Source organism: Haladaptatus sp. QDMS2, from assembly GCF_029338295.1.
Classification (GTDB): domain Archaea; phylum Halobacteriota; class Halobacteria; order Halobacteriales; family Halococcaceae; genus QDMS2.
On record NZ_CP119791.1, the window covers coordinates 2,020,466 to 2,033,930 of the forward strand.

Here is a 13,465-nt window from a genome sequence, read left to right on the forward strand (position 1 = left end):
ATCCTCGGCTCAGTCCGTCTCGGCCACCGCGTCGCTCGCACTCGCGACTGCCGGCGGGTTCTGAATCCAGAGGTCGCCGAAGATGTCCTCCTGTTCCAGCACGATGCGCCCACGGTGGGCCATGAACAACAACGCGAGGAACGTCGTGACCCGAGAGCCACCGGCGGTCGAAACCTCCTCGAACAGCACCTCGGTGCGCCCGTGGTCGTACTGTTCTTTCAGCATCACCCACACGTCGTCGATGACCTCCTCGATGTGTTCGGTGTGGGCCGTGCCGGTGACTTCCTCTTCGGTGGGTTCGTCGTCCATGCGGAAGTCGTCCGCAGAGCGGTAATCGAGCGTCTGGGTTCCGCGGCGGAAGCCCTTCGGCGAATTCGACGTGTCGTACTGGCGGCGTTCTTTCCACCACGAGCCGCGCTCTGCCTCTCGGAGTTCCCGGACGAGCTGGTCGAGCGTCTGAGGCGTCCCGCGAACCGACTTGCGGTCGAGGCGGCGCTCCATCTCGGCTTCGAGGCCGGCGATGGGGTCCGGACCGTCGAACTCAGGTTCCTGACCGGGTGGCGCTTCCCACGGCTCCATCCACTCCTCTTCTTCGGGTTCCGGGTCGTCCAGTTCGAGCAGCGCGTCGGATTTCATCCGCAACAGGACGCTCGCGTAGAACAGCGCCCGCCCCGAGGTGCGCAGGTCCGCCTCGTCGAGGGCGGCGAGGAACTTGTCCGTGACGTCCACGATGTCGATGTCCCACGGCTCGATTTCACCCTCCTCTGCGAGTTGGACGAGCAGTTCGACCGGTTCGACCTCGTCTTCGGCCTCGACGAGCGGTTTGGGTTCGATTTCAGTCATCTGCGGGCACCTCCTGTGAACTCAGGTCGATGCCAGTCACGACGCTCACGTTGTCGTCGTGCATGGTGACACCGATGGCCCGCTCAGAGCGTTCGAGCATCGCAGACCGGTGGGAGACGACGACGAACTGGGCATCACCAGCGAGTTCGTCCACCATCTCGCCGACGAGGTCCGCGTTCACCGCGTCGAGGAAGGCGTCCACCTCGTCAAGTGCGTAGAACGGCGCGGGGTTGTACCGCTGGAGCGCGAAGATGAACGCCAGTGCGGTAAGCGACTTCTCCCCGCCGGACATCGCATCGAGGCGCTGAATCGGCTTGTCGCCGGGTTGGGCTTTCATCGTGAGGCCACCGTCGAACGGGTCGGCCTCGTTTTCGAGATGGAGCGTCCCCGAGCCACGCGAGAGACTCGCGAAGATGTCCTCGAAGTTGTCGTTGATGTCGGTGAAGGCGTCCATGAACGTCTCCTTTTTCAGCGACTCGTAGGAGTCGATGCGGTCGTTGATGGCCTCGCGTTCGTCCACGAGCGTGCCCTTCTTCTCGGTCAGGTCGTCGAGGCCGTCTTTGACCTCGTCGTACTCGTCGATGGCGAGCATGTTGACCGGTTCGAGCGCCTCCATCTTCCGCTCCAGACGGCCGATGGTTCGCTTCACCTCGTCGTGGTCGGGAATCTCCTCGGGGTCGTAGTCGCCGACCTGTCCGGCGAGTTCGTCGACCTCCCATTCGAGGCGGTCTGCGGCGCTCTCTGCGCTTTCGAGTTTCGACTGCACGCCGGACACCTTCTCGCGGGCGCTGTCGCGCGTCTGCTTTGCGTCCTTGAGGTCGCCCTTCAGCTCCTCGCGTTCTGCTTTGAGGTCTGCGAGTTCGTCCTCTAAGTCCTCGACTTGCTCCGCTTTGGCTTCGAGCACCGCCTGCTGGTCTTCGATTTTGCCCTCCAACTCGGCGATGCGCTCTTGCTGGGCGGCCTTCTTGTTCTGGGCAGATTCGATTTCGCCGTGGAGGTCCTCGATGGACTCCTCTGCGTACTGCTTTTCGAGGCCAAGTTCGTTGAGGCGGGCGTCGAAGGTGTCGAGTTGGGATTCGTGGTCCTCCTTTTCGGCCCGAATCTCGTCCATCTCCGCGGTGAGTTCCGGAATCTTCGAATCGGCGAGTTCCGACTCCAGTTCGTCGATGTCGGCCTCGATGTCCGCGATGCGCTCGTCGTGGGCGGACAGTTTCTCCTCTAGGGCCTGCATCTGCTCGTTGACCTCTTCACGTTCTGCGTCGAGGTCGGCGATGTCCGCTTCGAGCGCTTCGATGCGCTCGTCGGTGCTGTCGAGTTGCCCCCGAACGCGTTCGAGGTCGGATTCGATGTCCCGCACCTGGTCTGCGCTGTCCGCCTTTCGGTCACGAGCGTCGTCCAGACGCTCCTCTACGTCGCGAATCTCCTCGTTCAGTTCGCGACGCTCGTCTTCGAGACTGGCGATTTTCTCGGCCACGCGTTCGAGTTGGCCCTTGCCAGACTTCGAGAACGAGTAGCGCGACCCACTCGACGACCCGCCGGTCATCGCTCCGCTCTTCTCTACGAGTTCGCCAGAGAGCGTGACGAGGCGGAAGTCACCCATCAGGTCGCGGGCCGTCTCGATGCTGTCCACGACGAGCGTGTCGCCGAGGACGTACGAGAAGATGCCCGCGTACTGCTTGTCGAAGTCCACGAGGTTGTACGCGAAGTCCACGACACCGTCGTGGTTCGGCACGCTCGGCAGGCGGCGGGTGTGCATCTTGTTGATGGGCAGGAACGTGGCGCGACCCGCGTTCCGCCGTTTCAGGTACTCGATGCACTGCTGGCCGACGCCGTCGTCGTTGACCACGACGTGAGCAAGCCGGCCACCGGCGGCGGTCTCACACGCCGTCGCGTACTCTTGGGAGACGCCACCGAGTTGGCTAACGGTTCCGTGGACGCCATCGAGGTTGCCGTTGAGGATGGTCGTCACAGCGCGGCCGTAGGAGGTGTCGCCCGACTCGTCGGCGCGAGCATTGAGTTCCGCGTACTCCTGCTGGTGGGCGCGCAGGTCTTGCTCTATGTCGTCGAGTTCCGCCTGCAACTCGCGTTTTTGCTGTTTCAGGTTGTCGACGACCTGCGAGATGTTGTCCCGGTTCTTCCGGGCCTTCTCGAGTTCGTCTTCGAGATCTCTCGCCGTCGCCTTGAGTTCGGGAATCTCTTCGCGAACCTCCTCGATTTTTGCTTCCTTCTCCGCCTTCTCGTTCGAGCGCCGGCGCGCCTCGTCGAGCAGGCGGTCTTGTTCGCGCTGGGTGGCGTTCTTCTCCGTCTTCGCCGCCTCCAGCGCCTCGCGTTTTTCGTTGAGTTCGGCCTTCACCTCGTCGTACTCGGTGTCTACGGCGTCGATTTCCGCCTGAAGGTCTGCGAGTTTCGCCTGCTTTTCCTGTATCTCCGCGACGACGGAGGATTTCGCGACCTTCGTCTCGCGTATCTCGCTTTCCAGGTCGTCTACCGTCTCCTGTTTGCGGTCGATCTGGATGAACGCCTCGCGGCGGCGCTGTTCTGCCTCCTGAATCCGTTCTTCTGCGGCGTCGATGGCGTCTTCGAGGCGGGCGATTTCGCCTTTGACCTCCTCGATTTCGCGTTTGATGCGCAGTTGCTCGTCTTCGCCTTTCGTCTCGATTTCGGTGTTGAGGGCGTCGAGTTCGTCTTCGAGACGGACGACGCGACCCTGTTTCTCGTCGAGGTCGCGTTGCAGCGATTCCACTTTCTGCCGGTGGCGCTCGATGCGTTTCTCGGTCTTCGCCAGGTCTGCGCGCTTGTCTTCGAGTTCCGCGGCTTTCAGATAGCCTTCGTACTCCTCTTTCTCCTCGCGATGCCCTTTATATTCGAGGGCAGTTTCGCGTTCGTCGCTTAGCTGGTCGAGGCGGGCCTGTTTCTCCTCGATGCGCAGTTCGGCCTCCGAGATGCGGTCTTTGACGACTTCGAGTTCCTCGAAGGCGGCCTCCTTTTTCGCGTCGAATTCAGCGACGCCAGCGATTTCGTCGATGATGCCCCGGCGCTCGTACGGCGTCATCTGGATAATCCCGGTCACGTCGCCCTGCATCACGACGTTGTACCCTTCTGGGGTGATGCCCGCCTGCGCGAGCAGGCCTTGAATGTCCGAGAGGTTCACGGAGCGCCCGTTCAAATAGTAATACGAGTAGTAGTTCTCGGGCGTCTCCTTTACCCGGCGGCGAATCGAGATGTCGTCTACCTCGCCGACGTTCTCCGTGCCGGCGGCGTTCACGACCTGTGCGCGAGAAAGCGTGGCGTCGCTGTTGTCGAGAACCACTTCGACGCTGGCCTCGCGGGTTTCCTCCCCGCTCGGGTCACCGTCGTTGCCGGGGTTGTAGATGAGGTCGGTCAGTTTCTCGGCGCGGATACCGCGCGTTCGAGCGAGTCCGAGGGCGAACAGCACGCTGTCGATGATGTTCGACTTCCCCGACCCGTTCGGGCCGGAGACCGTGGTGAAGTCCTCGTAGAACGGGATTCGCGTCTTGCGCCCGAAGCTTTTGAAGTTGTCAAGGACGATTTCTTTGATATGCATAGTCGGCGAGATGTCGCGCAGGAGTGGCGCGCGACGCGGCCAGGAATCGAGTGCGAAGCGACGTTACGCGACGATGATGTCGTCGGTTTTGGTCGATTCCTCGTCGGTGTTATCTACATCCTCGCTCTCCTGCCCTTTAGGGGCTTCGGAGGCGTCCTCTGCCTCGGTTTTTCGCGTGAGTTTCCGGTCGAGAAGATCCTCTGGTTCGACCTCTTCTTCGAGCGCCTTGACACGCTCTTTCGTTTCGATGAGTTCGTCGGTGAGTCCGGAGACAGAGGCCTGGAGTTCTTTGACGCGCTTTTCGAGTTCCTCGACGCGGTTGCCGCGAGTCATACTCCTACACGCCGCTTCTACACCCATAAACATACGTCAGACATTGTGACGAAACATGACAGGTTCACAGAGAGTTAGTGGCGCGGGGAGTTCCGTCCCGTTACGCTTTAGCGGGCGGGCGCGGAATTACGGCTAATGACCGCACAAGCCGCCGAGACGCGGGACCTCGCCGTCGTTATCGGGCTCGAGGTCCACGTCCAGCTAGAGACTGCCACCAAAATCTTCTGTGGGTGTTCTACTGCCAACGCGGACGCGGAACCGAACTCCCGCACCTGCCCCGTCTGTCTCGGGCTTCCGGGGGCACTGCCCGTCTTGAACGAGGGGGCCGTGGAAGCTGCCGTTAAAATCGGGAAGGCACTCAAGGCGACCATCCCCGAGGAGACCACGTTCCACCGGAAGAACTACTTCTACCCAGACCTGCCGAAGGACTTCCAGATTACCCAGTACGACGCCCCCATCTGCCAGGATGGCCAGTTGGAGGTGAACGTCAAGGGACAGTCGCGCGTCATCGGCATCGAGCGCGCCCACTTGGAGGAAGACCCCGGCAGCCTCCAGCATGTCGGTGGCTCCATCGACACCGCGGAGTACGTCCTCGTGAACTACAACCGCGCCGGGACGCCACTCATGGAAATCGTGACAAAGCCGGACTTCCGCTCGCCGAGCGAGGTGCGTGCCTTCCTCAAGAAACTCGAAGAAGTACTCGACTACCTCGGCGTCTTCGACTCGACGCGCGATGGGTCGCTGCGCATCGACGCCAACATCTCGCTCGTTCCCGGCGAGGAGGTCGAGGAAGACGGCTCCATCGGCGACGAGGCACTCGCCGCGGCGAACCGCACCGAGGTGAAGAACATCTCCAGTCACAAGGGCGCAGAGAAGGCCCTCGCTTACGAGGTCACCCGCCAGAAAAACGCCGTCATGCGCGGCCGTGAGGTCGAACAGGAGACTCGCCACTGGGACGAGTCCCGCGGCATCACCGTCTCCATGCGGTCGAAAGAGGAGGAAAAGGACTACCGCTACTTCGGCGAGGCCGACCTCCCGCCCCTGCAGGTGTCCCACTGGAAGGAAGAAATCGACATCCCAGAGCTGCCACACGCCCGCCGCGAGCGGTTCCAGGAGGAGTACGGACTTTCCGCCGAGGCCGCCTCGAAACTCACGTCGACTAAGCAGGTGGCCGACTTCTACGAGCGCGTCGCCACGGAGTTCGACCCGGACCTCGCAGCGACGTGGGTCGCGGACAACCTGCTCGGCGAACTCAACTACCGCGACATGCAGATTACGGACGTCGCAGACCGATTAGACGAGTTCGTCCGTCTCATCGAACTCGTCGCCGACGAGAAAATCACGGTCAAACACGCCCAGGAGACGGTCATGCGGACGATGCTCGACGAGGGAATCGACCCGGACACCATCGTCGAGCAAGAAGGCCTCAGCAAGGCAGACACGGGCGAAGTCGAACAGGCAGTCGCGGCGGCCATCGACGAGAACCCAGAGGCGGTCGAAGACTACCACAGCGGTGAGGGAAGCGCACTCAACTTCCTCGTCGGACAGGTCATGCAGAAAACCGGCGGCAGTGCGGACCCTGGAACCGTCAACGAGCTGCTTCGCGAGCGTCTCGACAGCTAACGCAGACGTTCACGATTCTAGATGGGTGGCAATGGGGCTTAATATGTCTCCGTGTCGTATCCCAAACAATGTCAGGGTTGATGCCCTCCGACAGCGACGCTCTCTCGAACCAGGAGGGCGAGCTGCGAACGCTCTGGCTGGACAACGAAGACGCAGGTGACCTGCTGTCTTCACTGGCGTCCGAGACGGCACGGGCGATTCTCACCGAGTTACACAAACAGCCACAGGCCGCCTCCGAACTGGCCGACTCCGTGGGAACCTCGCTGCAGAACGTACGCCACCATCTCACGAATCTCGACGAGGCAGGACTGATACGCGTCGCGGACACGCGCTACTCGCCGAAGGGCCGTGAGATGAACGTCTATGCTCCAGCACAGGAACCGCTCGTGGTCTTTGTCGGACGCGAAGAGAAGAAGGATGGATTCGTCGATTCGTTGAAGCGACTGTTCGCTGCCGTCGGCATTCTCGCCGTCGCGAGCCTGCTCGTCCAGGCGCTCGTCCAGACCACCGTCGTCGGCGTCGGCGGTCCGGGGTCGCTGCCGCGGGTGCCCGATTCGGTTGGGTCCACTGGTGGCGTGCTGTCGCTGCTCGATGCCGTGCCGCCAGGCGCGCTGTTTTTCGCAGGCGGCGCACTCGTGTTGGCGCTCGTAGCGGGCTACCTGTACCGAAACGAGCGTCGCACGCCCAGACGACAAAGAATTTAACGATTAATCGCCCTTTTGTAGACATGTGGGTTCGTGGGGAGCGGTTTGCCGTCTTCGCGCTCGTCTTCGCGACGGTTGCGGTGGCCGTCGCTCCGGGTGCGATTTTCTCAGGAGGTGACCAGTTCGACGGCCCGAGCCCCGAGCGCATCGCCCAGCTCGAAGACCAGTTTCGCCCCTACGAAGACCAGTTCGACCAGCAGATAGACCGCGACGCACAGGTCGTGGTGCTGTTGAAGCAGGGTGCGCCCGTCCCGGAGGGCCACGGGCTGCAGATAGAACGCGTGGAGGTACGAGAAGGCAGTCACTATCTCCACGGGTCGATTCCCTATTCGAAGATCACGACGCTTTCTGCTGACCCCCGCACCGAAACGATTCTCATCGAACATAGACCACGCCTCCCGGCAATCGAAAATCGCGTCGCGACGGGCGTTGTAACCATCGGCGCGACCGACCTCCACGACCAGGGCGTGCGCGGTGACAACGTCACCGTCGGCATCGTCGGTCGCGGGTTCAGAGTGAGCAGTCCGGAAATCGCCGACTACGTTGGGGCGTACCGAACCTTCTCGACTGAGGATTCGGCCCCCGCCGCGGACGCGCACGGAACGGCGGTCGCGAGCATCGTCGCGGACACCGCTCCGAATGCGACGCTCTACCTCGCGGACGTCGGAACCGAGACGACCGCGAGCGAGTACGACCGCGCCATCACCTGGCTGCTCGACTCGGAGGTAGACATCGTCCTCGACGCGGGGAGTTACTTCGACGAGGGCACAGCGGAGTCGAGCATCAACGACATCGCCAACCGAGCGAGCGAAGAGGTCGTGTTCGTCACCTCTGCCGGGAACTACGCAGAGCGCCACTGGCAGGGCAACCAGTCCGCAGCAGACGGGTCGTGGGTGTCGTTCGCAGACGGCGTCGAGGGGAACGCACTGGCCGGCGGTGCGCCGATTACGGGTGAGGTTCACCTGACGCTCTCCTGGAACACGAGCGACGACTACGACCTCTACTTGCTCCGAGAAACCGGCGCACAGGACACCGTCGTCGCGAAATCGACGAGTCGCCAGACCGAGGGCGCTTCGAGCGTCGAACGCCTTTCGGTGATGGTTCCCCAGGGCCAGTACTACGTGGGAATTTACGGACACCAGACTACGGGGAACACCTCACTCGACCTCTTTTCGAGCAAGCGTAATCTCACCTACGCGACTCCAGAGGGGAGTCTCGCCGCACCTGCCACTGCCCCCTCGGTGCTGACGGTCGGGTCGTCTGACGGGCGCGACGTGGCGGCGTTCAGTTCTCGCGGGCCGACCGCAGACGGGAGAAACGGCGTGGACCTCGTCGCGCCCGGCGGCGTCGGCGGCGTCGACATCGCGGGCGTTTCGGCCGGGACGTCGGTCTCTGCGTCCTACGCCGCCGGGTCGGCGGCACTGCTCAAGTCCGCGTACCCGGGACTGTCGGCAGCCGAAATCACCGCGCTGCTCACCGACTCGGCGACGGACCTCGGCGAGGAAGGGGTCGATTCGGAAAGCGGCTACGGCGAGGTGAACGTCTCTGCGGCCTACGAGCGGGCGAAGGAGAAATACGAACCGCGGGAGACGGGCATCGCAACTGGCCCTTAGCTGAAAGGTAGGGTGCTAAGCCCCCTTCCTCAAGGAGCGAACGGAGTGAGCGAGTAGGGAGGGGAGACAGCACCCGCACAAGTTTCAAACACCCTACTCAATACCATTAATACACCCTGTTTCGTACAGTTTTATACATCGTATGGAGTATAGTCCACGCTTCCGATTGTTGCCCAACGAGGAGCAACGCGACACACTGGACTGGACGCGAAACACTGTGCGACAAGTGTACAATCACGGCCTCTACCGATTCAACCAACTCGACGAATCCGAGGGAACCGTGAAACAACGAGTCCGGCAAGTCCGCAACGAGCTACCCGAACTCAAAACATGGTGGACTGACTTGCAAGACGTGTACTCGAAGGTCTTACAGACGCACATCGAGCGCATCGCTCGTAACATCACTAACCTCGGGAAACGCAAAGCGAAAGGCTACAACGTCGGCTCGTTGAACTGGAAGAAACCACGAGAGTTCAGGAGTTTCACGTACAACCAATCGGGCTTCAAACTCGACACCAAGAGTGGCCCAAACGGACGTGGCAAACTTCGACTCTCGAAAATCGGCTGGATTCCAATCCGTCTCCACCGCGACATCCTCGAAGACGCCGAAATCAAAGAGGTAACGGTGAAGAAAGAACCGACTGGTGCGTGGTACGCCTCGTTCTGTATTGAAGTCGAAAAACCTGCGAAGCCCTCAGTCGAATCTCTCACCGTTGACGATTGTGTTGGCATTGACCTTGGCGTTCTCAACTTCATCCACGACTCGAACGGTCTTTCCGTTGGACGCCTCGACTTGTCCGACGACCGAGACCGACTTGAACGCGAACAACGAGCATTGTCTCGGAAAGAGTACGAGTCGAAAAATTGGGACAGACAGCGTCGGAGAGTAGCAAAAATCCACGCTCGGATGAACGAGAAGAAGTGGGACTTCAAGAACAAGCTCGCGCACTACTACACGACGCACTACAAAGCCGTGTTTTTCGAAGACTTGAACGTAAAGGGGATGCTCAAAGGCCCACAGAACGCACGAAACAAAGCCGAAGTCGGATGGCGAGACCTAATCTCCATCTTCAAGCATCACGGTCGAAAGAACGGGTGCTACGTGGTCACGGTCAAGTCAGAACGAACGACGCTCAATTGTGTTTCATGCGAAACGAGTGTGTACAAACCGTTGTGGGTTCGTGAACACTCATGTCCGACGTGCGGATTCAAGACTGACCGAGATTGGAATGCAGCACTCAACGTCCTCTCACGAGGACTGAAGAAACTAGGAGTGGTTCACTCCGAATTAATGCCTGTGGAGACTGCGACCGCTGTGTCTACTGACGGTGGCGAGTCATCGTCAATCGTCGTGGATGCAAGTCGCGTCTCAGAAGCAGGAAGCCCCGCCCTCAACGAAGCCGCGAAGCGGCTGAGTAGGGCGGGGTAGTTCACAACAACGAGAGGTCGCCGGTCACCTTGTCGATCAGATTGTCCGGTCCTGGGCCGACGGCGAGCGTGGTGACCGTCCCCGGTTCAAGTTGGGTGTGTCCGGCGTCGCGGATGATGGCGTAGGGGAGGCCTTCGGCGCGGGCCTTGTCGGCGAGTTCGAACAGCTCTGACTCGCTGCTCGCTTTCAGAACGACCTTCTTCTGTCCCTCGCCCTTCCATTCGGTGCGCGTTGGTGTGTCTGCGTCCTCGTAGGCGGAGAGCGAGGCGTGGGCCACTTGCGCGGCGAGTTTGCCCGTGCCCATCCCGATGTCCGTGCGGGCGACGATGGCCTGTTTCATACACGAGGCGAATCGCCCGTGGCGTATAGGTGTGGCTACTCGCCACGGGAGAAAGTACTTAGCAAGTTGTCGAGAAGTCGCCACAATGTTCGTCAAAACCCTCCTGTTCGACCCCGGGACGTTCTTCGAGGAGAACCCGTGGGCCGACGACCTCGCGGCCGCGACGGGTGCGGTCGTCCTTGCCGCCCTCGTCACTGTCGTCAACCTCCTGCTCATGGGGCTGATTTTCGCCCAGAAGATAGACGCGATGGTCACACACAATGGCCAGCAGGTCTCCGCGGACTCGGTTCTCTGGGACGTGTTCCTCGGTCAGTTGCCAGTCGTCTTCATCGCTGCCATCATCGGTTGGGTCCTCGTTACTGTCGTCCTCCACATCGGTATCAAACTCGCAGACGGCGAGGGAACGTTCGGCGACTCGCTTCGGATTACTGGCTGGGCGACGATTCCCACCATCTTCACTGCGTTTCTCGTGACTGGCTCCGTGTACCTCACGCTACGTGGACAACCCGTCTCGTCGTCCCCCGAGCAGTTCGTCGCCCTCGTCCAGCGAATGCAGGGCGGTGCGGGCATCCTCGGAATTCTCATCTCGCTCGTTTCGGTAGGCTGGCAGGGTTATATCTGGGCGTTCGGGATGAAGGAGTTCCACGAACTCGAACCAGACACCGCCCTGCTCATCGCGGGCATCGTCGCCTTCCTGTTGTTCATCACGTCTGCGGTCTGATTCGAGAGGCAAGCAACCAGCGCATTTTACGACCCCGGGAGGACGATAGAGTTGTATGATACTTTCAGACGCGGACATCCGCGAGCGCCTCACGGACGGCGACCTCGTGGTCGAACCGCTCGCAGACCCCGAACTGCAGATTCAACCGGCCAGCATCGACCTCCGACTCGGCCCCGAGTTTCTCGAATTTCAGCGGGCCAACATCCCGTGTATCCACCCCAACCGCGACGACGAGGTCGGGAAATACGTCAAAGAGACGGTCGTGGAGGAAGATGGGGAGTTCATCCTGCACCCGGGCGACTTCGTCCTCGGGACGACCATCGAGCGCGTCGAGATTCCGGCTGACCTGCTCGCCCACGTCGAGGGTCGCTCCTCGCTTGGGCGTCTCGCCATCGTCGTCCACGCGACGGCGGGCGTCGTGGACCCGGGCTACCGGGGCCAGATAACGCTCGAACTCTCGAATCTCGGCACCGCGCCAGTCGCGCTCACGCCGGGCATGCGCATCTCTCAGCTCATCTTCACGGAACTCAAGACCCGCTCGGAGCGACCCTACGGTTCCGAACGCGGTTCGAAGTACCAGGACCAGGTCGGCCCCCAAGCCTCACGGATTGGGGGTGACCGGGAGTTCGGTGGCGACCAGTGAGATTCGTCGAAGAAATCGTCGTCGACGAGTTCCTCCCCACGTTTCGGTCGATGCTCGCAGAGGCGCTTCGTGACCGCGGCCTGACTCAGAGTGAAGTCGCCGCGGTGCTCGGCATCAGCCAGAGCGCCGTCTCGAAGTACGCCCACGGTGAGGTAACGCGCAACCAGCAGGTACTCGAAGACGAGCGCGTCGTGAACCTCGTCACGCGCCTCGCAGACGGCCTCGCGGAAGGCGACATGACGCCCGTACAGGGCCTCATCGAGACGGAGGTGCTCATCCGCCAACTCGAACGCGGCGACCTCCTCGCTCAATTGCACGAAGCCGAGATGCCGGCGCTCGCCCGCTACGACGGCCCGCTCTCGATTCACGACCCGGAAAGCGGCCTCAGAGCCTCAGAGCGCGTCCTCTCGTCGGTACGCCGGGGCATCCGGACGCTCCAGAACACGTCCGGGTTCGCCGCGCTCATCCCGAACGTCGGGTCGAACCTCGTCGAGTGTCTGCCCGACGCGGCGACCATCGACGACGTAGTCGGCGTCCCCGGCCGCATCTTCGACGTGAAGGGAACCGCGACCGTCCCCGGCGAACCAGAATTCGGCGTGAGCGAGCACGTCGCGAGCGTCCTGCTGGCTGCCCGTCGGAACGGGTCGCCCGCTCGCGCCGCGCTCAACATCCGCTACGACGACCGTATCGCGAGTGCCCTCGACGACGCCGGGTACACCGCCGCGACGTTCGACGCCGACCTGCCTCTCGACGAGGCAATCGACGCCGCGCTGGCGGATGACCCAACTGTGGACGTGCTCTCCCAGCCCGGCGGCTTCGGCATCGAACCGATTACGTACCTGCTCGGGAGCGACGCGCAGGCCGTCGCAGAGCGCGTTCGGGACCTCGTCTGATGAGCGGCACGGCAGCCGCCCAGCAGTTCTACGGTCGATGGGCGCGTCTCTACGACGTCATCGCCACCTCCACGCCCGGCGTCGGATCGGTGCGCGACGCGGCCGTCTCGACGCTCGCACTCGAACCCGGCGACACCGTCCTCGACATGGGCTGTGGGACGGGGGCGAACTTCCCGTTCATCCGCGAGCGAATCGGCTCAGATGGGACGTTGGTGGGCGTCGATTACACGGCAGGGATGCTGGACCAGGCCCATGCGCGAGTGGAGCGTGAGGACTGGGCGAACGTCTACGTCGTCCGGGGAGACGCGAGTCGTCCCCCAGTATGCGGGCCGGTCGATGCCGTCATCTCGTCGTTCGTCGTCGGGATGCTCGGTGACCCAGAACGCACCGTTGGCGACTGGATTTCACTCCTCCGGCCCGGCGGTCGCATCGTCCTGCTCGACGCCGCCCAGAGTTCGCGCCTCGTCGGCGAACCGCTAAACGCGCTGTTTCAGGCGTTCGTCCTCGCCTCGTCGCCACCCGGAACCCGCAGTCGCCACCGCGAGGAACCGTGGAACGTCCTCGATTCGCGGGTTGCGGCGGCGCGGCGCGCGCTCGAACACGGAACCGTCGCTCGGACGCACGAAGACCGGGCGCTCGGATTCGTGCAGGTGACGGGCGGCAGGCGGCCGGAATCGAACGAGTGAGTTTCGCTCGCTGCCATCGCGGAACCGCGATAATTGATATTCTCGGACCGAGTACGGTCTAGTGTATGGTGC

At 62.1% G+C, this 13,465-nt stretch carries 12 protein-coding genes; 8 read left to right on the plus strand and 4 right to left on the minus strand.

Annotated elements, in window-relative coordinates; translation table 11 throughout:
* Positions 1 to 9 precede the first annotated feature (9 nt).
* The 3 genes from P1M51_RS11035 to P1M51_RS11045 all read right to left on the minus strand — a co-directional run bounded on the left by P1M51_RS11035 (position 10) and on the right by P1M51_RS11045 (position 4,741).
* Positions 10 to 843: a ScpA family protein gene (locus tag P1M51_RS11035; RefSeq protein ID WP_276248260.1), complete on the minus strand. Its 834-nt coding sequence runs from the start codon at positions 841 to 843 to the stop codon at positions 10 to 12.
* Positions 836 to 4,408: a chromosome segregation protein SMC gene (gene smc, locus P1M51_RS11040; RefSeq protein ID WP_276248261.1), complete on the minus strand. Its 3,573-nt coding sequence runs from the start codon at positions 4,406 to 4,408 to the stop codon at positions 836 to 838. The genes P1M51_RS11035 and smc overlap by 8 nt, the downstream gene beginning before the upstream one ends.
* Before the next feature lie 63 nt (positions 4,409 to 4,471).
* Positions 4,472 to 4,741 carry a bZIP transcription factor gene (locus P1M51_RS11045; RefSeq protein ID WP_276248262.1) on the minus strand — a complete coding sequence of 90 codons (270 nt, stop codon included), beginning with the start codon at positions 4,739 to 4,741 and terminating at the stop codon, positions 4,472 to 4,474.
* Positions 4,742 to 4,876: 135 nt separating this feature from the next.
* Between P1M51_RS11045 and gatB the strand changes: the two genes are divergently transcribed.
* From gatB to P1M51_RS11065, 4 genes are all read left to right on the plus strand, one after another.
* Positions 4,877 to 6,364: an Asp-tRNA(Asn)/Glu-tRNA(Gln) amidotransferase subunit GatB gene (gene gatB, locus P1M51_RS11050; RefSeq protein WP_276248263.1), complete on the plus strand. Its 1,488-nt coding sequence runs from the start codon at positions 4,877 to 4,879 to the stop codon at positions 6,362 to 6,364.
* A gap of 68 nt (positions 6,365 to 6,432) precedes the next feature.
* A complete protein-coding gene (locus P1M51_RS11055; RefSeq protein ID WP_276248264.1) occupies positions 6,433 to 7,068 on the plus strand; it encodes a helix-turn-helix domain-containing protein in 636 nt (211 codons plus the stop codon).
* Between the two features lie 23 nt (positions 7,069 to 7,091).
* Positions 7,092 to 8,681, plus strand: a complete 1,590-nt coding sequence (locus P1M51_RS11060; RefSeq protein ID WP_276248265.1) for a S8 family serine peptidase — start codon at positions 7,092 to 7,094, stop codon at positions 8,679 to 8,681.
* A 142-nt stretch (positions 8,682 to 8,823) separates the two neighbouring features.
* Complete coding sequence (locus tag P1M51_RS11065) at positions 8,824 to 10,110, plus strand: transposase (RefSeq protein ID WP_276274454.1); 1,287 nt, start codon at positions 8,824 to 8,826, stop codon at positions 10,108 to 10,110.
* 1 nt (position 10,111) lies between these two features.
* On the opposite strand, the gene pth2 is transcribed toward P1M51_RS11065, so the two are convergent.
* On the minus strand, positions 10,112 to 10,450 hold the full coding sequence (gene pth2, locus P1M51_RS11070; protein WP_276248267.1) for a peptidyl-tRNA hydrolase Pth2: 339 nt from the start codon (positions 10,448 to 10,450) through the stop codon (positions 10,112 to 10,114).
* Positions 10,451 to 10,535: 85 nt separating this feature from the next.
* Here pth2 and P1M51_RS11075 point away from each other — a divergent pair, with 85 nt between their 5' ends.
* Genes P1M51_RS11075 through P1M51_RS11090 form a run of 4 tightly spaced genes read left to right on the plus strand, consistent with a single transcriptional unit; the run spans position 10,536 to position 13,393 of the window.
* Positions 10,536 to 11,171 carry a Yip1 family protein gene (locus P1M51_RS11075; RefSeq protein WP_276248268.1) on the plus strand — a complete coding sequence of 212 codons (636 nt, stop codon included), beginning with the start codon at positions 10,536 to 10,538 and terminating at the stop codon, positions 11,169 to 11,171.
* A 55-nt stretch (positions 11,172 to 11,226) separates the two neighbouring features.
* On the plus strand, positions 11,227 to 11,814 hold the full coding sequence (gene dcd, locus P1M51_RS11080; protein WP_276248269.1) for a dCTP deaminase: 588 nt from the start codon (positions 11,227 to 11,229) through the stop codon (positions 11,812 to 11,814).
* Positions 11,811 to 12,707 (plus strand): thiamine-phosphate synthase family protein, encoded by an 897-nt coding sequence (locus P1M51_RS11085; RefSeq protein WP_276248270.1) that lies wholly within the window; start codon positions 11,811 to 11,813, stop codon positions 12,705 to 12,707. The genes dcd and P1M51_RS11085 overlap by 4 nt, the downstream gene beginning before the upstream one ends.
* Positions 12,707 to 13,393, plus strand: a complete 687-nt coding sequence (locus P1M51_RS11090; protein ID WP_276274455.1) for a class I SAM-dependent methyltransferase — start codon at positions 12,707 to 12,709, stop codon at positions 13,391 to 13,393. The genes P1M51_RS11085 and P1M51_RS11090 overlap by 1 nt, the downstream gene beginning before the upstream one ends.
* The last annotated feature ends 72 nt before the right edge of the window (positions 13,394 to 13,465 follow it).